A 23,217-nucleotide genomic window follows, 5' to 3' on the forward strand; every position below is an offset into this window, starting at 1 on the left:
ACGCGGACGTGGTGCGGATCAGCGCCCGACCCACTTGGGTTCGCGCTTCTCGAGGAATGCGGTGACGCCCTCCTTGCCGTCCTCGGACTGGAGCGCATTGCCGACTGCGAGATGCTCCATGACCATGAGCGACTGGATGTCCGCATCCAGACCGCGGTCGATGCACATCTTGGTCAACTTCATCATGAATGGGCTCTTGTCGACGAGCGGTGCCACGAAGTCTGCGACCAGCTGGTCGAGCTCGGCTTCCGGTGCGCAGGCATTGATCAGGTCGAAGTCGACGGCTTCCTGGCCACTGAGGAGCTTGCCGGTGAGCATCAGTTCCTTCGTCTTGCGGATGCCGATCATGCGCGGGAGGCGGTAGATGGGGCCCGCGCCGCCGAAGAGTGCGCGGCGAATGTGGAAGTCGCCGATCTTGGCGGACTCCGCAGCGACGGCGAAGTCGCACGAGATCATCAACTCGAACCCGCCTGCGGTGACGTAGCCCTCGAGCACCGCAACGGAGGGGGTGTTCATGGAGTACAGGCGATCGCACACCTTTGCCGACAGCACAGCGACATCCATGGCGTTGGTGGTGCCGACGAAGTCCGACAGCAACTCGTCGAGGTCGAAGCCGGAGCAGAACTGGTTCTGCACACCGCGCAGGACGAGAACCTTCAGATTGGGGTCGTTGTCCACCTCGACAATGATCTCGTCCAGACGATGCAACAGCTCCACCGTGACAGCGTTCTTCTTGTGCGGGCGGTTGAGCCAGACGCGAGCGACGTCGCCGTCCTTCTCCAACAGAATGTGGTCGGTGTCGATCATGTGACAGCCTTTCGAGAGTGCAAATTGAACTGGATTCACTTCAGTATTGATCATCGAGGCGATGGCGTCAATAGCCGACCCGCCGCGACGGCAGCAATCGGTCTACACAGCCAGAAAATCGGCGATCCGTTCCCGGTGCGCACGCGAATCCCCCTGCAGCGCTTCGTTTCCGAGAACTCGGCGAAAGTAACTGTGTGCAGCGTGCTCCCACGTGAAGCCCACTCCCCCGTGCAATTGCACGGCCTCGTGGGCCACGTGTACCGCAGCGTCGCCACACACAGCTCCCGCGACGGCAATCGCCAGACGAGCGTCATCGGGATCCTCGTCGTGCACCGCTGCGGCATACCGGGCGGCCGATCGGGCACGCTCGAGTTCGATCAACAGGTCGGCGAGGCGGTGTTTGATTGCCTGGAACGAGCCGATCGGGCGGCCGAACTGATGACGCGTCTTGACGTGATCGAGCGTCATCTGCAGCAGGGCGTCTGCGATACCGGTGTTCTCACACGCGAGCGCAAGAGTCGCCACATCCTGTATCCGTGCGATCGCGTCGTCGGCTTTTTCAGCCGGCACCACGAGCGTCGCCGCGGCACCATCGAACGAGAGGTCTGCCTGACGCCTGGTGGAGTCGACGACACGTCGATCACGCACAGCAGATGCACTTTTCGTCGGCACCGCGAAGAGAGCTGTCCCTTCGGGAGCGCGGGCGCTGACGACGACGAGGTCGGCACCGCCACCTCCGACGACGAAGCGCGCCTGTCCGCTCACGGCCCAACCGTCGCCGGTTCGCAGCGCCTCGAGGTCGTCGGACTCGACGGTCAGTGCGCTCACCGCCACGACCGTTCTGCCGTCGAGGATTTCGTCGAGCAGGTTCGAGTTGCCCGCCTCCATCATGGCGCGAACCCCTACGGCTGCATGCTGATAGACAGGTTCGACAGCCAGAGCGCGACCGCATTCCTCCAAAATGATGCCCAGCTCGACCATTCCGTACCCGAGCCCCCCGGCCTCCTCCGGAACAGCAAGGGTGGTCACCGACATGTCGGTGACCAGGCGTTTCCACAGGTCGACCGAGTAGCCGGGGGCAGAGTCCGCAGCGGCGCGCACCTGTTCGATCGCGGAGTACTTGGCGAGGACTCCGCGGATGGCCTCGCGTATTTCGGCTTGTTCGCTGCCGGGCGTCAACGCCGACGGCTCCGACCGAGGCCAGGGGGCTTGTGCGTCGCGGTGAGATGAGGTCATGTCGCTCCACTCGAGTTGAATTCAGTTCTTTCTCGAACCATAACCGCTCGAACCCTCGACAAACAGGGTTTGCCTGAACTAAGTTCAATTCATGTCACTGGAGATTGTGGAGTATTACGCCGCCCTGGACGCCGGGCACCTGGACGAGGCGGTCGCGATGCTTGCCGAGGACGTCGCCTTCTCGATGATCCTGCCGGGCGGGGCAAATCGAAAGACCGGACGGGCCGCCATGCTCGAATACCTGGTGGGTCGGCCTCCCGTCGGCCGCAAACACCGAGTCCTCCGATCGTCCGTCGACCACGACCTGCAATTCGTACACGGAGCGGTGACCGAAGGAGATCGGACCACGGGCTATTTCGTCGGGGTCATGCACGTTCGCTCGGACGGCCTCATCGACCGGTACCAGGTCTCGTTCGATGCCGAATTCGCCCTCCTCGATACCGATGAAGGAGATCGCCGATGAACTCGGACATGCAACCGACGCCGACTCTGCAGCGCTGGTTCGAGTACATGGATTCGGACGACCCGGATCGGGTCCTGACCATGATCTCGACGGACTTCCGTATGTCCGTGCAGTTTTCCAAGGGACACGGCGAGGCAGCCGAGTTCGTGGGCGACCGCGACGGTCTCGTCGCATACCTGCAGCAACGCGAGAAGAGCACCCTGGTTCATCATCTGGACCGAGGTGCCTCGGTGGAGGGTACCGAGATGGTGTTAGGACGGACCACCCGCGACGGAGCCTTCGAGGCGTCGTTCAACGCCTCGGCCCAACTCGACACGAGCGGGCGCGTCCGACGGTTGCTCATCGCCCGCACGCCGGAACTGGCGTTCGACTGAGAGCCGAACGGCTCGCGAAACAGACAGAAAAGAGCGAGATGTCAGAGCATGCATTGATTTTCGAGGCCATTCGCACCCCGAGAGGCAAGGGGCGCAACGGATCGCTGCACGGCACCAAGCCGGTGGACCTCGTTGCGGGGTTGATCACCGAACTGCGGGCTCGATTCCCCGATATGGATCCGTCCGACATAAACGACGTCATCCTCGGCGTCGTCTCACCGGTCGGAGAACAAGGCGCGGTCATCTCCCGCGCAGCCGCTTTGGTGGCTGGTCTCCCGGAATCGGTCCCCGGCACTCAGATCAATCGTTTCTGCGCGTCCGGGCTCGAAGCGACCAACCTGGCTGCACAGAAGATCGCGTCCGGTTGGGACGATCTGGTGATCGCAGGCGGCGTGGAGTCCATGTCCCGGGTGCCGATGGGCAGCGATGGTGGTGCCTTGTTCACCGACCCGGCCACCGCTTACGACCTCTACATCGTTCCACAGGGCATCGGTGCCGACCTGATCGCGACGGTCGAGGGTTTCTCCCGTCACGATGTCGACACCTACGCGGCGGAGTCTCAGCGACGCGCCGAGGCAGCCTGGAGTGCAGGTTATTTCAAGAAGTCCGTCGTTCCGGTCGAGGACTTCAACGGCGTCACCCTGCTCGACCACGACGAGCACCGGCGCCCGGGAACCACCACGGACAGCCTGGGCACGTTGAAGCCGGCCTTCGCCGCGCTGGGCAAGGCCGCGGGTTTCGACGACGTAGCGCTGCAGAAGTACGTCGACGTCGAACGCATCGATCATGTTCACACCGGCGGTAATTCGTCGGGGATCGTCGACGGTGCCGCCCTGGTTCTCATCGGCAATGCCGCGGCCGGAGCACGAGCGGGCCTGGTTCCGCGCGGCCGCATCGTGGCCACGGCTCAGGTCGGTAGCGAACCGACGATCATGCTCACCGGTCCGACTCCGGCCACCGTTGCGGTGTTGAAACGAGCCGGCCTCACCGTGGACGACATCGACGTGTTCGAGCTGAACGAGGCCTTCGCCTCCGTCGTGCTCAAGTGGATGAAGGACCTCGACATCCCGCACGAGAAGACCAACGTCAACGGCGGAGCAATCGCGATGGGCCATCCACTAGGGGCCACCGGAGCGATGTTGGTGGGCACCGTACTGGACGAGCTGGAACGAACCGGTGGCCGCTACGGCCTGATCACCCTCTGCATCGGCGGCGGAATGGGCGTCGCCACCGTCATCGAACGCCTCTGAACCGCCCATCGTCGACACAGAGAAATACGAGAGAACATGAGCGAGAACATGATCGGGTGGGAACGCGGTGCCGACGGCATCGTCGTACTCACGATGGACGACGCAGGCAAGAGCGCGAACACGATGAACGATACGTACATCGCGTCGATGGCCGCCGCAGTCGAGCGGCTCGAAGCCGAGAAGGATGACATCACCGGTGTCGTGATCACCTCGGCCAAGAAGTCGTTCTTCGCAGGAGGCGATCTCGACGACATGACGAAGGACCCGGGCGCTGTCGACGAGCGGGACGTTGCGCGCGCCTTGACCGAGCGAATCGACGGAATCAAGAAAGTTCTTCGACGGCTCGAAACCCTCGGCCGCCCTGTGGTGGCCGCGCTCAACGGCGCGGCCCTCGGCGGCGGATTCGAGATTGCGTTGCACACCCATCACCGCATCGCAGCAGACGTGCCGGGCAACCGAATCGGTCTGCCCGAAGCAACGCTCGGATTGCTACCCGGGGGTGGCGGGATCGTCAGAACGGTCCGACTGATGGGACTCGACGCCGCCCTGTCGAAGGTGTTGACGAAAGGCCAGCAACACTCGGTGGCCGACGCGATGACGCTCGGGCTGATCGACGCGACAGTCACCGGTGTCGCCGAGCTGATTCCGGCCGCGAAGGCGTGGATCGCCGAGAACCCGTCGGCTGTGCAGCCATGGGACGTCAAGGGTTTCGAGATTCCCGGCGGCGGACCGACCGATCCTGCCGTTGCGCAGAATCTTCTGGCCGCGACGGCTCTGCTGCGCAGGCAGCTCAAGGGTGCACCCTCCCCCGCACCGAGGGCGATCCTCGCCGCTGCGGCGGAGTGCGCGTCGGTCGACGTGGACACCGCGGATCGCATCGAAACCCGCTACTTCGTCTCTCTGATGACCGACCGAGTGGCGCAGAACATGATCCGCGCGTTCTTCTTCGACATGCAGACCATCCGGCGCGGCACGTCCCGCCCGGCCGGCCACGACACGTTCACCGCCCGTACCGTCGCGGTCATCGGGGCCGGAATGATGGGTGGCGCAATTGCATACGTGTGCGCGAAGGCCGGTATCGAGGTCGTACTGAAGGACCTCGACCGGGACGCAGCCGATCGTGGAAAACAGTACGCCGAGAAGCTGGAAGCTAAGGCCCTGGAGCGGGGCTCGACGACGGCCGAGAGGTCGGCGGCACTGCTCGACCGGATCCGTCCGACCGCGGACGCGACCGATTGCGCCGCCGTCGATCTCGTGATCGAAGCAGCATTCGAGTCGGTGGACGTCAAGAATCGGGTATTCGCGGAACTCGGCGGTGTCGTTCCCGCCGAAGTCGTCCTCGGCTCCAATACCTCCCAGCTTCCCATTTCGATCCTGGCCGACGGCGTGAGCCGACCCGAGAATTTCATCGGAATCCACTTCTTCTCCCCCGCCGACAAGATGCCCCTGGTCGAAATCATCCGTGGTCGAGCGACATCCGACTCGACTGTGGCGAAGGTCGTCGACTTCGTGTTCCAGATCGGTAAGACCCCCATCGTCGTCAACGACAGTCGGGGCTTCTTCACCTCGCGAGTGATCGGCGCGTTCCTCGACGAAGCAATGGCCGCGGTCGGTGAAGGCGTCAACCCGGTGTTCGTCGAACAGGCAGGCGCGCAGGCCGGCTACCCCGTCCCACCGCTGCAATTGATGGACCAGGTGACCTTGTCGCTGTCGCAGAAGATCCGCAAGGAGAACGAACGCGCGCTGGCGAGCGAAGGCAGCCCGCCTCGCCGACACGGCTCGGATGCGGTGATGGACAGGATGGTCGATGAACTCCACCGCCCCGGTCGCGCCGGCGGCGGCGGTTTCTACAGCTACGACGAATCGGGTGCGAGAGCCGGGATCTGGCCGGGTGTGCGCACGTCTTTCGACTCGGGCTCGACTCGAATTCCTTTCGTGGACATGCAGGAACGGATGCTGTTCGCCGAGGCGATCGAGGCGGTCAAGTGCCTCGACGAAGGTGTGCTGACGAGCGTGGCCGACGCGAACATCGGATCCTTGCTGGGCATCGGCTTCCCGCCGTGGACCGGGGGCGTGATCCAGTACATCGACCAATACGACGGCGGGCTGTCCGGCTTCGTCGACCGAGCACGCGAGTTGGCATCGAAGTACGGGGCTCACTTCGAGCCGCCGCAGTCGTTGGTGAACAAAGCACTACGCGGAGAGCGCGTCCATACACTCGTGTCCTGAACGAAAAGAGAATGCTGTGAATGCACTACGTCGATCGGTGATGTCAGTCGGGATCGCAGCGGTGACCGTCGTTGCTGCGGCGTGCGGGCAATCGTCGCAGGAAGCCGGATCCGCACCGGTACAGGGCACGTGGGACGACGTCGTGGCCGCGGCCGAAGGCGAAGGGACCGTATACCTGTACTCCAGTCAGCATCCCGAGAACCTCGCGCTACTCGAGACCGCCTTCGAGTCGCAGTATCCCGACATCGATCTCGAGTTCACGCGGGGCAGTGACGTCGAGCTCAACCCGCGCGTGGAGACCGAAGCCCGGACCGGCCGTGGGACAGCCGACGTGCACATGTCGACCGATGCCGCATGGATCACGAATGCGTCCGAATCGGGTACCTTTTCGACGCCGGTGGTCGGGCCGGCCTTCGACGACCCGGCGTACGCTCGGTCGACGAGCATGCTGAACGACACGTTCTTCCTCACGAGCGCAGCGATATTCGCACTCGGGTGGAACACCGATGCCGTTCCTGCCGGGCTGTCCTCCCCGCAGGATCTGTTGGATCCGACGTTGAAAGGCAGGCTGGGCGTCGTGAATCCTGCGGGGTTCGCCGCCGTCGTCGACGAGTATCGGTTCTTCGACGAGAACTGGACCGGTGGCGGCTTTCTGGACAAGCTCGCCGCTCAGCAACCGCGGGTGTACCCGGGCACATTGGCCGTAGCGCAGGCATTGAGCTCGGGCGAGATTGCCGCGTCGCCGATGGTTCCCCCACTGGTCAGGGAGAAGGACGCAGGCGCACCGGTCGACTGGACACTTCCCGATCCGGCGTGGGGTGCGCCGTACTACTCTCACGTGCTGTCGTCGGCTCCGCATCCCAACGCCGCGCAGGTGCTGGCCGACTTCATGGTGTCGGCCGAGGGGCAACGCGCCCTGTCGAAGGGGTACGGCAGCGCGCTGCCCGATGTCGAGAACTCCGTGGGGTCGGCTCAGGGCATTTCGCTGCCCGATTCGGATTCGCTGACGCCCGAGAAGGTCTCGCAGTTCCAGCAGGAGTGGGAAAGCATGTTCAACTGAAATCTCGCACTCGAAGGAAGCCCAGCGCGACCATGAACAGCCGAACCGTCTGCCTCACCTCATATCCGAGCGGAAAACTCACGACCGAACATCTCGAGCTGGCGGACATCCCGCTCGCTTCACTGCTCGATGGCGACGTGCTGGTACGAAATACGTGGCTCTCGATCGACCCGTCGATTCGACTACGCCTCGGTGAAGCGGCACCGTCCGGGTACCTACCACCGCTCCGGATCGGAGATGCGTTGGTGGGGTTGGCTCTCGGCATCGTGGTCGAGTCACGGCACGAGAACTTTCGGCCAGGAGATCTGGTGTCGCACATGTACGGCTACCGCGACTTCGCCGTGGTCTCCGCCGCGGCCGGCGGATTGGGCGGCGCGGGCACCCTCACCAGAATCGACGCCCACGACTGGCCACAGCGGTGGTTTCTCGGTCCGCTGGGAAGTTCCGGCCTCACGGCCTACGTCGGTCTCTTCGAGGTCATGGACATTCGACCGTCCGATACCGTCTGGATCTCGGCTGCCGCAGGAGCAGTCGGCAGTATCGCTGCCCAACTCGCAGCCCACCACGGATGCACGGTGATCGCGTCCGCAGGCAGCCGGCGCAAGGCCGATCACCTTGTCGATGCCCTCGGAGCATCCCGATCGTTCGACTACCACGACGGCGACGTCAGCACCCTGCTCGCACTGGCAGCCCCGGACGGGATCGACGCATACTTCGACAACGTCGGCGGCTCTCACTTCACCGCCGCCCTCGACGCACTTCGACCCGAAGGACGAGTGGCGATGTGCGGAGCAATTTCCACCTACGAAACATCGAACACGCTGCCGTCGAACCTGTTTCAGATCACGGCCAAGAGCCTGTCGGTACGAGGATTTCGAGCCGGCTCGTTCGGCCATCTCTACGACACGATGCGATCCGCCGTCGGAAGTCGACTCGTCGACGGAACCATGATTTACGAGGAGTCCGTCTACGACGGCCTCGAGCAGTCTTCAGCCGCACTGGTCGACCTACTCAACGGACGAACGAGCGGAAAGACGCTGTGCAGGTTGTAAACCCCGGTTACGTACCGCTGACGCATCGGTTCAGAGCGGTCCTGCGTTCGACCGCACGACGCGCGGCGGCGTCCATTGCTCGTTCAGGGCATCCTCGGTCGGTTGATAGATCCTCAGGACCAAGAAGAACGGGTGCTGGGGTGCCGGAAGCCATTCGTGGTCGGGACTGTCGGTCGTGGGGGGTGATGCGCTCACGGTTATTGTCGACGGTCCCGTGGCTCCGTCGGCTCCGTTGACCGCCGATCCCACCGAGTGCTTCCTCCCGGGCGCGTCGTACAACCAGCCGGTTTCTGCGTCGTACAAGGTGATACTCCAAAATGCCTGCGCTGGTGGGGTGGTGACGAACTCGATCGCGTACTGCTCGCCGGCTTCGCACGACAGGCGTTGTCCATCTTCGTCGACATAGGTGTTGTACGAGCAGTTCTCCTCGACGACGTTCGCGCCGAGACCGACGAAGTTCATGACCGCACGTGCAAAAAAATTATGCCCGTGGGCACCCTTGCCGAGCACCCGAGTCCAACCGGATTCGGTGCGACGCCCCAGCAGTGATCGAGACCGGAACAACATCGTCATCGCGGCCTCGAAGCCCTGTTCCATGCCTTTCCGTGCGGCCTCATCGAGGTCGTTCACAGAAAAAGTGCCAGTACCCACACCGAGCTGTCGAAATTGGTGCACGTGGGCTACGTCGGTGAACGGCACTCCGTTCACCGCCAGTGACGCATCGAGGGCCGTGAAGAACGCTGCCGACGAGACTTCGACCGCACGAGGTTCGACCACCGGCCACGCCGGCACCGACGCGATCGGTGCATCGATCGTGACCGCGTCCTGCAGCCTGTGCACGGCCGGCAGGTCCGAGTCTCCGAACACCTGTATCCGCATCAACAGCCACATGATCGGTGTGGCGACTCTGAACACCTCGATACCTTCAGGAACCGAACCGGTCCAGTCCGAACACGCCAGGAACAACGCGCGCGGCTGTTCGGGGTGCGTACGCCGACTGACATTGCTGGCGTTGCTGTAGGCGTCCAGGAAATTCAGCGTGTAGTACCGACTACCGAAATCGGGAAGAACGACGACGATCGGCCCATCCGATAGGTCGAGCCAGGCATTGGAATACAGCGTGTCGACATTGGGGACCCGGAAGGCCTGGAACTCCGCACCGGCAATTATCCGTTCGTGGACCAGCGAATTGGTCGCCCAACGTTCGCCGTCTGCAGCCGGGGCACACGCGTCACACATGCCGGCGTACTGGTACACCGATGGCAGGCCGTAGACCACAGCGTGCATCGCCAGTGATTGTGCCCAGTGCTGCCTGTCCTGTGCGTCCGACGGGTGTACATCCGCCGCATCGGTCGAAGCGATCTGATCGGCCGAACTCGGGTCGTACGTTCGCATCGGTGAAAGTCCCTTCTCGCAGACAATGTCGTTGATTCGAACGTCCATCGCGTTCCTTGTTTGCGGCCTCGCGGCGCGTCGAAGCCGTGAACGACCATTGAAAAGTGATTGACATCACGCAGCATAGCTGCTGAACTGAGGTCAGTTCAAACAGGAGGGCACAAATGCGATATCCGGTCCGGACAAAACACGTCATCATCGCGATGCTCGTCGCCACATCGACCGTTGCGCTCAGCGCATGCGGATCGTCGGGCGGGGACACTGCATCGGTGGAAGGAAACTGGGAAGACGTAGTGTCGGCAGCCGAAGAGGAAGGCTCGGTGACGCTCTATTCGAGCCAGAACACCACCATCCTCGACAGCGTGAAAGCCGCGTGGAATGCGAAGTATCCCAACATTGCTCTCGAATACGTGCGGGGTACCGACGCGGATCTCAACCCACGCGTAGAGGTCGAGAACAAAACCAAGAAGGGGATTGCCGACGTCCATGTCGTGACCGATACCGCGTGGATCGCCTCCGCTTCGGAGTCGGGAAGTTACTCCCAAGAATTACGCGGCCCGAGTTTCGACAACCCCGATTACGACCGGGACTCCAGCATCAAGAACAACCGCCTGTTCCTGAACGTCGCTGCCACCTTCGGAATGGGCTGGAACACCGATGCGGCCCCGAACGGCCTTACCGATCCTCGTGATGTTCTCGATCCCGAATACAAAGGGCGCGTGGGCGTTGTCAGCCCTGTGGGCATTGCCTCCTACGTCGACCTCTACAGCTTCTACCGCCAGAATTTCGGCGACGATTTCCAGGAACGTCTCGCCGCACAAGAACCGAGAATCTATCCGAGCGCCCTCGGAATTGCCCAGGCTTTGACGTCCGGTGAGGTAGTTGTGGCACCGATGGTGCAACCATTGGTTCAAGAGGTAGCGACCGGTGCGCCGGTGAATTGGGCTCTACCGACCCCATCGTGGGGCACCCCTTTCTACGGGCACGTCACCTCGGTCGCGCCACATCCGAATGCAGCGCAGGTCCTGGCCGACTTCCTGGTCAGCACGGAGGGACAGACCGCGCAGGCCATCGGAGTGGCGACGGCACTGCCCGGCATCGCCGGGGCGACGGCTGACGCACACGACATCCACGCTCCCGACCCCGAACAATTGACCAAGCAGTATGTCGACCAACAGTCCGCGGAGTGGGAACAGCAGTTCGTGAGCTAGCGTCCTGCAGCCGAGCAGAACCGAGCGCAGGCCGTGACGGGATCCGAACCGTCACGGCCTGCGCTTTTCCATCACGACGATGAGGCGGACCAGATGACGAAGCTCAATGCGAACATCCCGAGAGTCGGAATCAACACCGCGATGGCGTGGGCACGCCAGGGAAACACCACCCTGGTGTCCTCCGCGGTACGTCCGGCCCTCACCCGCGCAATCCAACCCGAGGCCAGCAACGCCGCCGAACCGAATCCGACGAGGACAGCCAGCGCTATCAACGCAGGCTGGCGGGTGTGCGCGCTCAGCCGAATGCCGATCACTGCACAGACGGCCACGGCCGATTCCGTACGGACCCAGGCCAACTGGGTTCTCTCTACTTGGAGTCCTCCGTCTCCCAGATCCCCGCCCGGCCGTGAAGCTGGTGGCTCGCCCCGACGTCGACAGGTCATCACAGGACGGACCACAGCACCAGAACCCCGACCGCCGCGAGGACGAAAGCCAACGGCAGGGCAATACGAGGAGAAGGAAGGGCCTCGGATTTCCGCATACTCTTCTCGGTGCGCGCCCAGCCCCACCATGCGTGCAACGGAACTCCGATCGACGACGCGATCAGCATCACCGAGGCCACCACACTCGGTACGGACCCGCCACCGATATCGAACACCTGCAGAGCCACCCCCGCTGCCATCAATGCCAGCGACGTTCGAATCCACGCCAGGTAGGTTCTCTCGTTCGCGAGACTGAAGCGCGGATCGGGCTCGGCTCCCACGGAATACACCGAACGGGGAAACCTTCCAGGCCTGTCGTTTGTCACATCGACCTCTCGAACTTCACTGCAATCGCAGCATCGCCGTGTCCGGACCTTCGCGTATCACGTCCGACGAACCGCATTCCAGGATACAGTCAACGTGAATTCAATTCATGTTAAGGGGTGCTGTGACGAATTACGCCGACCCGGAACGTGTCGACCTACGCGACGATTCACGTGCACTCCAGATCTGGGGATTCCCGGTGATCTTTGCCCAACGCCTCCGGCTGCGGTTCACCGATCCAGCGAATCCGCACGCGGAGCGACCTCCTGCGTCGGCCGGCGCGCCTCTGAACATCCTGGGACACCAACGAGAATTGTCTAATCCCACGCTGACCGCGGGTGTCGCCCCGAATGTCGACACGCTGTACTCGTTGGCCTTCGTCGACCTGGACTCCGGCACCTTCGAGCTGCGGCTACCGGACTTCGGAAGCCGTTACTACAGCGTGCAGATCGGTGAAGCAGACTCGACCACGAATACGGTTGTCGGCCAGAGGACTCACGGGTCTCGCATCCCTCCGATCACCCTGTTCCGGCAGACACTCGCGCCGGCCGAGGTTGTGGACGGATGGATCGCGTGTCGGTCGAGATTCGTGATGATTGCCATCCGTATTCTCGTCGATCCATCCCGGGTCGGAGACATGAACACGGTCAACGGCTTACAGAGCCACATCATTCTGTCCGGCCCGCCTACACCCCCGACTGCGCGTGCCGATCTCGCCCTGAGCACCGTCGACCGTTCCGACGAACTGCGGCGGCCCGTCGAATTTCTCGCTGCCCTCGATCACGCCACGGTCAACCTCGCCGATTCGGACGTACCAAGCTGGGTCAGGCGCACGCACCGCCGTCTCGTCGATGCACTCGAGAACACCGTCGAGCGTCGTACCGCCGAGCGCGACATCGCGGACGGACTACGGACGGGTCTCGAAGACATTGCTGCGCAGGTGAAATCGATCGGCCGTCTCGTCAACGGCTGGGCTGTGAACGACGCAGGTGCAGACTTCGGAGCAGATCAGCTTCTACGAGCCGCCGTTGCCTACTCCCAGATCTACATCAACCCGGCAGTCGAGGCGTCCTACCCCGTGTGCGAACAAGACGAGGAAGGCCGTCAGCTCAACGGCTCGAACAACTACGCAATCACCTTTCGGGTCGGCCATTTTCCGCCTGCAGACTATTTCTGGTCGATGACCGTCTACCACGCGCAGGGACTTCTTTACGCGAACGAACTCGACAGGTACGCCATCACTGACCGCACACAGGACTTGAAACACGACAAGGACGGGTCCCTCACCGTCATGGTCCGAACCAGCTGCCCGACGATCGGAACCGCGACCAACTGGCTGCCGTGTCCACCCGGCGACTTCCGGCTGATGCTCAGGCTGTACGGACCGACACAGAATTCCCGCTGGTGTCCCCCGCCCGTGGTACGACTGATGTGATCGACCCGTACCTCGAACGCAACCCTGGCGATGCGCTTTTCGGATCGGGTCATTCTGCGGCCCTTGTTGCCGACCGACACCCAGCCGCGGACCTGGTTTCCCCATCGTCATCGACATCCCGGTGAGGACACCGGCGCAATCATGTCCGTCGGTGGATCCACGCGTAGACTCCGTTTCATGTCGTGTCCTGCACCTCGTCCCGAACCATTTGTTTCGTCGACTTCTACTGCGGCGCTTGAGGACTTGAGAACGCGACTTCGCGCGACACGGTGGCCGGACGATCTCGCCGATGCCGGGTGGTCGCTCGGTGTCGACGTCGGCTACCTGCGTGAACTCGTCGAGTACTGGGCCGACGAATTCGACTGGACGGCACAGGAGTCGGCCCTGTCGAGACATCCCCGATTCCGGGTCGACGTCGGTGATCTGGGCATTCACTTCTTGCACGCACGGGCAGTGTCACCCGTGGGTCCGGTTCTTCCTCTGGTCCTCAGCCATGGGTGGCCGGACTCGTTCTGGCGCTACTCGAAAGTTGTATCGCTGCTGACCGATCCGGGTGCGCACGGCGCTGACCCCACCGATGCGTTCGATATCATCGTGCCCGACATGCCGGGCTACGGATATTCGGATCCGCCGACAGGACCCCCTTTGAATTCGATTGCAGTGGCTGGACTTTGGGCCGAGCTGATGCACATTCTCGGGTATTCCCGTTTCGGGGCCGCCGGAGGTGACATCGGCAGCGGCGTCAGTCGCTACCTGGCTTTGGACCACCCTGAATCCGTGGTGGCCGTCCACCGAATGGATGCTGGACTGCCCGTCTTCACCGGCGACCCCGCAGATCTCTCACAGCAAGAGCGGGAGTTTCTCGACAAGGCCGCCGCGTGGGGTACTGCGGAGGGCGCTTACGCTGCGATGCACCGCACGAAACCGCAGACCGCGGCCGTCGGGTTGACCGATTCGCCGGCCGGACTGGCCGCATGGATCGTCGAGAAACTCCGAGGGTGGACCGACTACGACGGGGACATCGAACGCAGCTTCAGCAAGGACGAGATCCTCACGAATGTCACCCTCTACTGGCTCACCGAATCCATCGGGTCGTCGATGCGAATGTACAACGCAAACGGTTCCATTCCGTTGGAGCAGCACGCCCGTCGGGTCGAGGTGCCGTCAGGGTTCTCACTCTTCGCGGGTGACCTGATCAGTCCGCCCCGCTCGTGGCTCGACCGCGTCGCGAACGTCGTTCATGTGTCCGAGCTTCCGCGAGGTGGGCACTTCGCGCCGTTCGTGGAACCCGATCTGTACGCGCAGGAACTGCGCGACTTTTTCCGGCCGTATCGTGCGGCCCTCACGTAGAGCGATCGCAATGCACCGGCATTTCTCTGCGTCTCAGCACCCCATTTCCCGAAGCACTACCGAGGCTCGTCGAGTTCCAGGGCCAGTTCCATACACCGCAGGCGTGCAGTGGAGAAGTCGTAGGGCAACATTCGGACGGTCTCGGCAAGGCTCGTCGACCCGCATGCCGTACCGGTGTCGGCGGTAGCGGGGTGCAACTCGTCCCAGGCGTCGAACCGGGCGTCGTCGGCCTGCGCCAGACCGGAGCTCTCGATGACCACGTGGAGGGCGGTCTCGAAGGCGTGCCGTTCGGCCGCCACCTCCGCAACGCGAGGGTCGTCGACGGCAACCGTGTCGTCGAGCGCCTCCTCCGCGGCGGCTACCCGGTCGGAACACGCCCGCAGGTCCGGGTGGGTGGCCAGGGCGATGAAACGCGACGCCTGGACGGACGCACCGAGCGCGCCGAAGATCCGCTCGGTCACGAGAAGGGTGTCGAGATCGTCCTGCCGCAGGGCTCCCTCGGGCAGTTCTGCGAGGCGGTCGCTCACGACGTCGGAGAGCAGGCCCAACCTGCTCCCCTGCGCCCGCATACGCTGCACGGCGATCCGCTGCTGCTCGAATTCGGCCTGCCGGGCGACGAGGGATCCCTCCAGCCGGTCCAGAATGCGCGCGACGTCGCTGTCGGCGGTACCGGACGCGAAGGCGTCGCGGATGTCGTCGAGGGCAATGCCGGCGTCGGCCAGCCGGCGGATCCACAGCAGCTGGATAATCTCGTCGTAGCCGTAGCGGCGGCGGTCGTCACTACCCCGCTCGGGCTCCGGGAGCAGACCGATCTGGTGGTAATGACGGATCGCTCGCGGCGTGGTGCCGACGAACGCGGCAGCTCCCCCGATCGTGACTCGGCGCGGTGGGGTGAATGACGAGAACATGGGCTGGCCTTCCTCGGTGGGCGGGATACGTCCACTGGACCACATGACGCTACGGAATGAGCAACTCCTCTACTGAAACAACGTCTCATCGGGCATTAGGTTCGAAAGACATTCGAAGGAACGCACCCCCGGGTGACGAACCTGGCCGTCGAATCTCGAGCAACGCTGCATATTTCATTCGGTCTGGTCACCTGCCCACGCAGGCCGTGACTCGCGCGCTCGACCTATTACCCTCGATTCGAACTCTCCGCGATATGTGGGCGAGCCAGCGCGATGCGATTGCGGCCGTTGCGATTTGCTGCGAAGAAAGCAGCGTCTGCGGCCGGTGTCCCGTCGAACATCTCCCGGGAAGTGTTGCGGTCGATATGCGGCAACGAACCGCTGATGCTCATCAACTCGACGAACGCCTGCGCGACGCGGTCGGATTCCACCACTCGCCCGACGGCGATGTGGGAGGGGTTCGGGTAGACGCACATCGCGAATACGACGGGCCAAGTCGTCGAGGACGGATTGCGGGACGTGGATCACGAATGGGACGGGAGGCTCAGTGATTGTTACGACGTCATCATCAGACCCATCGCGGACAGGTACGGTCCAGAATCGACTGTGACGATGACGCTCGGGTCAGTAATATGGAGCACCAGTTCAGGATCGGAGCCGTCGGGCCAGATACGGTCCCGTGATGCTGTCCGGGGACGACGCGACTTCGGCGGGCGTTCCGGTAGCAACGACAGTGCCCCCGTTGTCGCCGCCGCCGGGACCGAGATCGATGACCCAGTCGGCGGAGGCTATGGCATCCAGGTCGTGTGCCACCATCACCACGGTGTTGCCTGCATCGACAAGCAAGTGCAGCTGGCGCATGAGCAGGGCGACGTCGGCGGGATGGAGCCCTGCGGTCGGTTCGTCCAGTAGATAGAGGGCAGTACCGCGTCGGGTGCGCTGCAATTCGGTCGCGATCTTGATGCGCTGCGCCTCGCCGCCGCTCAGCTCGGTGGCGGGTTGACCGAGTCGAAGGTAGCCGAGCCCGATGTCGTGCAACGTCTCCAGACTGCGGGACACTCCCGCGATATCGGCGAAGAACATCGCTGCCTCGTCCACCGACATGTGCAGTACCTCGGCAATTGTCTTGTCGCGCCAGGTTATTTCGAGAGTTTCCGGGTTGTACCGGTCACCGTGGCAGGTGGGGCAGGGGCCATAGGTGCCGGGGAGGAACAGCAGCTCCACTTCGACGAAACCGTCGCCCTGGCACGTGGGGCATCGTCCGTCCGCGACGTTGAAGGAGAACCGTCCGGGTGCCCATCCGCGGGCCTTGGCCTCGTCGGTGGCGGCGAACAGTTTGCGGACGACGTCGAACATTCCGACGTAGGTGGCCAGAGTCGATCGGGGGGTTCGGCCGATGGGTCGTTGATCCACCCGGACCAGGCGGGTGAACGACTCGATTCCGGAGACCTCGGCCACGTCGACCTCGATCTGTGCGTCATCGTCGTCTGTCGCGGTCTCGAGTCGGTGGCGCGCCACCTCGAACAGGACCTGGCTGACCAGTGTCGACTTCCCGGAGCCCGACACACCCGTCACCGCCGTCAGGACCGCGCGAGGGAACTCCGCTGTCAACTCCCGCAGATTGTGCCGGGTGACCCCGGCCAGAGTGAGCCAGCCCTGGGTGGGGAGCGCCTGCCGCTGCACGGATTCCGCTCGACCGAAGAGGTGCCTGCTGGTGACCGACTCCTCGATCTCCTCCAAGCCTGCGACGGGGCCGCTGTACAGCACCCGTCCGCCGCCCTCACCGGCCGCGGGTCCGATATCGACCACCCAATCGGCGCGCCGGACCACGTCCATGTCGTGTTCGACCACGAACAAGCTGTTTCCCGACGCCTTCAGCTGGTCCAGGACGTCGAGCAGCGGCTCGGCATCCGCGGGATGCAGTCCGGCGGACGGTTCGTCCAACACGTACACCACCCCGAACAGACCCGAACGGAGCTGAGTGGCAATTCGCAACCGCTGCGTCTCGCCGGGCGACAGAGTCGTCGAGCTACGCCCGAGCGCCAGATATCCCAAGCCCAAATCGAGCAACACGTCGATCCTGGCCAGCAGATCTGCGGTGATGCGTACCGCCACCTCCGTGGTCTCCCCCGACTGTTCGGCAATGGGGCGCAGTAATGCGGCAAGTTCTGTCAGCGAGAGCGCATTGATCTCGGCGATCGACCGGCCGGCAATGGTGACGGCAAGCGCGTCGGCGCGCAGTCCGCTGCCTGAGCACATCGGGCAGCGAACGGTCTCGGTGAATTGCAGAGCGCGTTCTCGCATGCGCTCGCTGTTCGAGTCGGTCAGAACGTGCATGACATGGCTGCGGGCGCTCCAGAACTTGCCTTCGTAACTGTGGTCGACTCGTCCCTCCTCCGGTTCGATCCACACCTTGGGGTGCTCGTCGGTGAACAGGAGCCACTCCCGGTCCTTCTTCTTCAGCGTGCGCCACGGCACGTCGATGTCGATCCCCATGCCGGCGACGATGCTGCGCAGGTTCGCCCCCTGCCAGGCACCCGGCCACGCCGCGATCGCGCCCTCCCGAATGCTCAGCGACGGGTCGGGAACCAGCAATTCCGTTGTCACATCATGGAACTCGCCCAAACCGCCGCATCGCGGGCAGGCACCGGCGACGGTGTTGGGTGAGAACGCTTCCGCCGGCAGCATGGGCGCACCGTCGGGATAGGTACCGGCCCGGGAGTAGAGCATGCGCAGCAGGTTCGACATCGTGGTGATGGTGCCGACGCTGGAGCGCGAGCTGGGCGACCCCCGGCGTTGCTGCAGCGCAACGGCCGGGGGAAGGCCGGTGATGGACGCGACATGAGGTGCGCCCACTTGCTGAAGCAGGCGGCGGGCGTAGGGGGCCACCGACTCGAAGTAGCGTCGCTGCGCTTCGGCGTACAGGGTGCTGAAGGCCAGTGACGACTTTCCTGACCCCGACACCCCCGTGAACGCGACGAAGGCATTGCGGGGTATGTCGACATCGACAGCTGCCAGGTTGTGCTCGGTAGCGCCGCGCGCACGGACGTACCCGTCCCACGTTGAGTCCGTCACCGAACGAGCCTAGCTGGCTCGCTCGGCCCGAGAGCACAGAAGCGACGAGATGCAGCGCATCGGTGCCATCGTGCCTCAGCGTATATCGAGGGTATCTTTTCGGTAGGTCTGCTCGTCGCGCCGTATGCGACGAGTACGAAGACCGCACAGAGGGAGGCGGCATGGCCGAGGAATACAGCACACGGCCGCTGTTTCGCAACGGTGCCGGCAGTGCCGCGATGATCCTGGGCATCGTGGCCCTGGTCTGCGCGTTCGTACCTTTCATCGGCGACTTCGTCGCTGTCCCAACAGGTGTCGCCGCCGTCGTGTGCGGGTGGGTCGGGGTCAGCCGGGACGAGAAGGGCATGGCGACCAACGGCCGCGAGGCAATGATCGGCGCAGCTCTCGGAGGCACGGCCATGTTCGTAGTGTTCGTGGCATACGCTGCCACCGTCGTGTGAACGGTGACGGAAGGCGAGTAGTGCCACGAACAGATTCGTTGCTTGCAGGCCTGGCCACCGACCTCATATCAGCGTGCAAATCACGCCGGACCGAAGAGTCGAGGCACTGGAGCGTTCATCGACGAACCGCATCGACATTCGTCACCATCGATGTGAATTCGGTGCCCTGTGCCGCCGGACTCCACAACCGCGCAACGAATTTCGGATCCGACGGTCCCGGAACAGCGTTGCAAGAGACAATGCCGACGCCCCATCCCAAATTCGCGCCGCGATCGAGCAATCTTCCGGTTTGATTGCGGAGAATCCGGTTTCGGTCTTTTTAGCTGATTAACGGCAAGAAGACAGGCCGACTCCGAATATCATCGACCCAGAAGTAATACGTGTTGGGCTTATCAGGATGCCGCGCAACCGAAACAAGCCATCGCACCTCTACGGCCTTGCTTTGCTCGTCGAACTGTTTTCGAATTGCTCCGCCCCCGAGGTACGCGTCACGCCGTGATCGACACCGAGGGCCGAGGAGTAACTGTGACACAAATTCTTGCTGCGAGACAACGACATCGGGTCCCGGCCGAGCACCGTGTGCTCGGTCTCGACCGTCGCACGTTTCCACCGGCACTCTTCGTCGTCGCGATCTTCGTCGTCTTGACCGTGATCCTTCCCCGTGTCGACGCGGCCATCGGCTGGGACGACCCGGTTCTCGCCGGTGAGCAACTCGCGCTGACGGACTCCATCGTCTTCACACCGACCACCGGCTGGGATGTCGAGGCCGGCTTTCGTGTCGACGACGAAAGCCGTCGTTCCGGTGACGCCACCGTCGCCGGGAAGGGCGTCACGTTCCAGGTCTCGTCGGACACGTTCGAGGGCACACCGGATGAATTGCTGGACCAAGTGGAGAAAGTCACCTCCCGCACCGACGACCCGACCTTCAGAGTCGACGGCGACAGGACCACTCTCACCACGACGTCAGGCGAGAGCGGTGTCGCACAGCCATACAGCAGCGTGACCGGGGACGGTGTGGTCGCAGCATTCGTCATCGCCGGCAGGGGGCTGAAGATCACCGCCTACGGGCCTCCCGCTCAGATGACCGCGGCCGTCGACAACATCCAGACCATGATCGCCAGCATCCGGACCGTCGACAGGAACAACTCATGAGCGAGACCGGCACCGACACCACATACAGCTCCGAGGCCCGCCAACGGCAGGCCAGAGCAATGGAGATCTCCGGCTGGGGTGAACGCTTCCACTTCGTGCAACCCCACAATCTGTGTTTCTGGGTGTTCGTCGTGCTGACCGGCATCGGCGCGTTCCAGGTGTGGGCGTACTTCGCACCCAAAACCGGGTTGTACGCCGACGCCTTCGCGATCTCGGCAGTGCTGTGCGGATTGTGCGGGCTGGCGTGGTTCGCTTGGTTCCGTCATATCGACCGATGGGAACGCCAACCGGGCCGACTCATCCTCGCCGCGCTCCTGTGGGGCGCAATTACGGCCACCTTTGCATTCGCCCTCACCGCGAACAACGCAATGATCAGCATTTACAACAAGCTTTTCGGTCAAGTGTGGAGTGCCAACTGGGCAGCCGGAGCCACCGCACCGATCACCGAAGAGGCCGCGAAGCTGTGCGGATTCATACTCCTCATGAGCCTTGCGCCGCGGTTGATTCGGACCGCGAACGACGGTCTGATAGTCGGCGCGTTCATCGGGCTCGGATTCGCGATCTTCGAGGACTTCCTCTACGCCGCCAACTCCACAGCTCAGGCCTTCGGTACCGATCCGGTCGACCACGCCGTGCAGATGTCGTTCACGCGCATAGCTGTCAGCTTCGTTTCCCACCCGCTGTTCAGCGCCCTCGTCTGCACCGGTGTCATCTACATCCTCGGCACAGCGGCCCAGCCACGCCGGATCGGACGCGGTGTGGCATTCGTATTGGTCGGAATGTTTTTGCACTTCACCTGGGACGACGCCGGCGGTCTCGGCCGAGGCGGCATCCTGACCTTCCCCGTCATGCTCGGCTCCATCGTGCTCGGGTTCACCGTCTTGACGATCGCGTTCCGGCGAGCAGCACCGCGCGAGTACCAGTTCGTTCGCGACATCCTCGCCCCCGAAGTCGAAGCAGGAACCGTGACCGACGCCGAGGTCGACGGCATCCTGGACAAGAAAGCACGCAAGGCGTTCATCAAGTCCGCGCCCCACCACAAGTCCCGTCGAGCACGCAAGCACCTACGTCGGGCAATTCTCGACCTCGCGCATGACTTGGCCCATGACAAGGGATCGGACACCGAGGCCGTGCGCCACTCTCGCTCGGAAGTCGAGCGGTTGCGCGTCAAGGCCGGCTGACCACCGCCGACCGAAAGCACGGCCTGCAGGTCGTCACAGTGCCTACGGGCCTGGAGGTCCGCCCCGACTTGCCCGCGCCCGGTTCATCCCGAGCAACACCAGTGCTGCCGCCGTCGCCGTGATGGCGAAGCCCGGTGGTTCCACGGTGCCCCAATTCAGATCGATGGTCGACGCTGTCCGCGCGCGTCATTGTCGTCTCTGCCTGCGAGAGCAAGGTGCACAACAGTTCTCGTGCTGCCGACGCTGTCGGGAAGGTTCTCCCGAACGCACACACCGTCGTCCTGACCGGCTGCAGTCACCACATGCTGCCGACGCTGTCGGCCGGGGAGCTCGGTGCCGTGCTTCTGAGCGCCCGGCACTGACACCTGTTGTCGGACTTATCCAATATTGCGTTCACCGACCGCCGCGCACTGTACGGTGACCGCGGGGATGGGTGCGGCTGTAGAAGAATGTCGGGGGGGATCATGACTCTGTTCGGTGTGCTCGATCGCGTATTGACTCGACGACTGCCCCTGGAGCCTCCGGACGATCCGCATGCCGCGATCCTTCCGACCCCGATCGGCAACGACGCCTTCTTCCTCACCCCTCCCGGCATCGAGGACCTTGCACACGGCGCGGTGATTCGGCAGCGCACGACCCGCGGTCTGGTGCCCCGGCCGCGAACCGCCCTGCATCAGTTCATGGTTCGATCGACCGACGCGCGGGGTCTACCCGCCGGCGTCACCGCCTCGCTGCTGATCCCGAAACGGCCGTGGACCGGGCGCGGACCACGGCCGGTCGTCGCCCACAACGTGGCCATCGATTCCCTCGGAGCCAAGAGCACGCCGTCGTACCGGCTCGTGCACGGTGTCGGTGCCGACCTCCCGCCGGTGATGCCGCTCTGGCTCGCCCGCGGATACGCCGTCCTCGTCGCCGATCACCAAGGCCCGCGGATGTCGTACTCCGAAGGCACGATGGCCGGGCATGCCGTCCTGGACTCGCTACGCGGGATGACGGTCGTCGCCCCGGAACTCGCCGACAGCCCAGTGGTGGCCTACGGCTACAGCGGCGGCGCGATCGCCACCACGTGGACGGCGCAGCTGCAGCCGAGGTACGCGCCCGACGTGAGGTTGGTCGGTGCCGTCGCCGGTGGAACGCCCACCGACTTCTCGATGCTCCTGGACACCATGAACGGCACCGTCGCGGCCGGCCTGCTGGGCGCGGCGAGCATGGGTCTCGCGCGTGAGCACCCCGAGATGGTCGAGCTGTTCGGCCCGAAGGCGCTGCTGTTGGCGTCCTGGGTGAAGGACATGTCCGTCCTCCCCCTGGCCTTGGGCGGGCTGGTACGCATGCGAATCGAGGACTTGGCGTCCGAACCCGACCCGTTCGACTCCGACATCGCGCGGCGGGTGATCGCCGCGAACCGTCCGGGCGCGGACGCGCCGTCGGCACCGGTCGCGTTCTTCCACGGTTCCGCGAGCAAGTTGATCGGCGATCGCTTCATCCCCGAGGCCGGCGTGACTGCCCTGATCGAGCAGTGGCGCAGCAAGGGTGCCAACGTGCACTACGAGCCCGTGGCAGGCGACCACTTCATCGGTGCCATGACTGGGCTACCGTTCGTGTTGCGTTGGACCGCAGAACAATTCGCGATCAACGGTTCGGGTTAGCTCGGCGATGCGACATGGCGCTGCGACTAGGGAAAATATGGTGCCCCCAGTCGGACTCGAACCGACACTGTGCGGATTCAAGTCCTTTAAGTGGATTTGCATGAATTTCAAAGGACTCGATATTTGTTTATTTGCAACAGTTTTCGT

General features: G+C 63.7%; 21 protein-coding genes. 14 read left to right on the forward strand and 7 right to left on the reverse strand.

Translation table 11 applies throughout. From position 1 onward, the window contains the following. Positions 1–18 precede the first annotated feature (18 nt). Both NY08_RS10275 and NY08_RS10280 read right to left on the reverse strand, forming a co-directional pair. Positions 19–807, reverse strand: coding sequence for an enoyl-CoA hydratase/isomerase family protein (locus tag NY08_RS10275; RefSeq protein ID WP_032394863.1), 789 nt, complete (start codon positions 805–807; stop codon positions 19–21). 102 nt (positions 808–909) lie between these two features. Further along, entirely contained in the window at positions 910–2,043 is a 1,134-nt protein-coding gene (locus NY08_RS10280) for an acyl-CoA dehydrogenase family protein (protein ID WP_045196205.1), read from the reverse strand. A gap of 91 nt (positions 2,044–2,134) precedes the next feature. On the opposite strand from NY08_RS10280, the gene NY08_RS10285 reads away from it, so the two are divergent. Genes NY08_RS10285 through NY08_RS10310 form a run of 6 tightly spaced genes read left to right on the forward strand, consistent with a single transcriptional unit; the run spans position 2,135 to position 8,471 of the window. Continuing rightward, on the forward strand, positions 2,135–2,506 hold the full coding sequence (locus tag NY08_RS10285; RefSeq protein ID WP_032394865.1) for a nuclear transport factor 2 family protein: 372 nt from the start codon (positions 2,135–2,137) through the stop codon (positions 2,504–2,506). Continuing rightward, on the forward strand, positions 2,503–2,880 hold the full coding sequence (locus NY08_RS10290; RefSeq protein WP_045196207.1) for a hypothetical protein: 378 nt from the start codon (positions 2,503–2,505) through the stop codon (positions 2,878–2,880). The genes NY08_RS10285 and NY08_RS10290 overlap by 4 nt, the downstream gene beginning before the upstream one ends. Before the next feature lie 38 nt (positions 2,881–2,918). Next, positions 2,919–4,130, forward strand: coding sequence for an acetyl-CoA C-acetyltransferase (locus NY08_RS10295; RefSeq protein WP_045196209.1), 1,212 nt, complete (start codon positions 2,919–2,921; stop codon positions 4,128–4,130). A 36-nt stretch (positions 4,131–4,166) separates the two neighbouring features. Next, positions 4,167–6,359 carry a 3-hydroxyacyl-CoA dehydrogenase NAD-binding domain-containing protein gene (locus NY08_RS10300; protein WP_045196211.1) on the forward strand — a complete coding sequence of 731 codons (2,193 nt, stop codon included), beginning with the start codon at positions 4,167–4,169 and terminating at the stop codon, positions 6,357–6,359. 40 nt (positions 6,360–6,399) lie between these two features. Further along, on the forward strand, positions 6,400–7,419 hold the full coding sequence (locus NY08_RS10305) for an ABC transporter substrate-binding protein (protein ID WP_045196213.1): 1,020 nt from the start codon (positions 6,400–6,402) through the stop codon (positions 7,417–7,419). A gap of 32 nt (positions 7,420–7,451) precedes the next feature. Continuing rightward, positions 7,452–8,471 carry an NADP-dependent oxidoreductase gene (locus NY08_RS10310; protein ID WP_045196214.1) on the forward strand — a complete coding sequence of 340 codons (1,020 nt, stop codon included), beginning with the start codon at positions 7,452–7,454 and terminating at the stop codon, positions 8,469–8,471. A gap of 30 nt (positions 8,472–8,501) precedes the next feature. Here the strand turns inward: NY08_RS10310 and NY08_RS10315 are convergent, their stop codons facing one another. Beyond that, positions 8,502–9,866: a DUF1254 domain-containing protein gene (locus tag NY08_RS10315; RefSeq protein ID WP_158462522.1), complete on the reverse strand. Its 1,365-nt coding sequence runs from the start codon at positions 9,864–9,866 to the stop codon at positions 8,502–8,504. Between the two features lie 164 nt (positions 9,867–10,030). On the opposite strand from NY08_RS10315, the gene NY08_RS10320 reads away from it, so the two are divergent. Further along, positions 10,031–11,077: an ABC transporter substrate-binding protein gene (locus NY08_RS10320; protein ID WP_045196218.1), complete on the forward strand. Its 1,047-nt coding sequence runs from the start codon at positions 10,031–10,033 to the stop codon at positions 11,075–11,077. 71 nt (positions 11,078–11,148) lie between these two features. On the opposite strand, the gene NY08_RS10325 is transcribed toward NY08_RS10320, so the two are convergent. Further along, positions 11,149–11,520 (reverse strand): DUF202 domain-containing protein, encoded by a 372-nt coding sequence (locus NY08_RS10325; RefSeq protein WP_082073753.1) that lies wholly within the window; start codon positions 11,518–11,520, stop codon positions 11,149–11,151. Next, positions 11,520–11,849 carry a YidH family protein gene (locus NY08_RS10330; RefSeq protein ID WP_230596704.1) on the reverse strand — a complete coding sequence of 110 codons (330 nt, stop codon included), beginning with the start codon at positions 11,847–11,849 and terminating at the stop codon, positions 11,520–11,522. Before NY08_RS10330 ends, NY08_RS10325 begins: the two co-directional genes overlap by 1 nt. Positions 11,850–12,007: 158 nt before the next feature. On the opposite strand from NY08_RS10330, the gene NY08_RS10335 reads away from it, so the two are divergent. Together NY08_RS10335 and NY08_RS10340 are read left to right on the forward strand one after the other, a co-directional pair. Further along, positions 12,008–13,318 (forward strand): DUF1214 domain-containing protein, encoded by a 1,311-nt coding sequence (locus tag NY08_RS10335; RefSeq protein WP_052683748.1) that lies wholly within the window; start codon positions 12,008–12,010, stop codon positions 13,316–13,318. A 177-nt stretch (positions 13,319–13,495) separates the two neighbouring features. Beyond that, on the forward strand, positions 13,496–14,668 hold the full coding sequence (locus NY08_RS10340; RefSeq protein WP_045200125.1) for an epoxide hydrolase family protein: 1,173 nt from the start codon (positions 13,496–13,498) through the stop codon (positions 14,666–14,668). A 56-nt stretch (positions 14,669–14,724) separates the two neighbouring features. Here the strand turns inward: NY08_RS10340 and NY08_RS10345 are convergent, their stop codons facing one another. Then, positions 14,725–15,576, reverse strand: a complete 852-nt coding sequence (locus NY08_RS10345) for a MerR family transcriptional regulator (RefSeq protein WP_045196221.1) — start codon at positions 15,574–15,576, stop codon at positions 14,725–14,727. Between the two features lie 645 nt (positions 15,577–16,221). After that, positions 16,222–18,651, reverse strand: coding sequence for an excinuclease ABC subunit UvrA (gene uvrA / locus NY08_RS10355; protein WP_045196224.1), 2,430 nt, complete (start codon positions 18,649–18,651; stop codon positions 16,222–16,224). A 161-nt stretch (positions 18,652–18,812) separates the two neighbouring features. Here uvrA and NY08_RS10360 point away from each other — a divergent pair, with 161 nt between their 5' ends. The 5 genes from NY08_RS10360 (at position 18,813) to NY08_RS10380 (ending at position 23,070) form a co-directional block, all read left to right on the forward strand. Beyond that, on the forward strand, positions 18,813–19,091 hold the full coding sequence (locus tag NY08_RS10360; RefSeq protein WP_045196226.1) for a hypothetical protein: 279 nt from the start codon (positions 18,813–18,815) through the stop codon (positions 19,089–19,091). Positions 19,092–19,616: 525 nt separating this feature from the next. Beyond that, entirely contained in the window at positions 19,617–20,243 is a 627-nt protein-coding gene (locus tag NY08_RS25115) for a hypothetical protein (protein WP_143545343.1), read from the forward strand. Beyond that, complete coding sequence (locus NY08_RS10370) at positions 20,240–21,424, forward strand: PrsW family intramembrane metalloprotease (protein ID WP_045196228.1); 1,185 nt, start codon at positions 20,240–20,242, stop codon at positions 21,422–21,424. The genes NY08_RS25115 and NY08_RS10370 overlap by 4 nt, the downstream gene beginning before the upstream one ends. 215 nt (positions 21,425–21,639) lie before the next feature. After that, positions 21,640–21,786, forward strand: a complete 147-nt coding sequence (locus tag NY08_RS26045) for a hypothetical protein (RefSeq protein WP_158462526.1) — start codon at positions 21,640–21,642, stop codon at positions 21,784–21,786. A gap of 102 nt (positions 21,787–21,888) precedes the next feature. Further along, positions 21,889–23,070 (forward strand): lipase family protein, encoded by a 1,182-nt coding sequence (locus tag NY08_RS10380; protein ID WP_082074013.1) that lies wholly within the window; start codon positions 21,889–21,891, stop codon positions 23,068–23,070. The last annotated feature ends 147 nt before the right edge of the window (positions 23,071–23,217 follow it).

The sequence above is a fragment of the Rhodococcus sp. B7740 genome, from assembly GCF_000954115.1.
Lineage (GTDB): Bacteria > Actinomycetota > Actinomycetes > Mycobacteriales > Mycobacteriaceae > Rhodococcoides.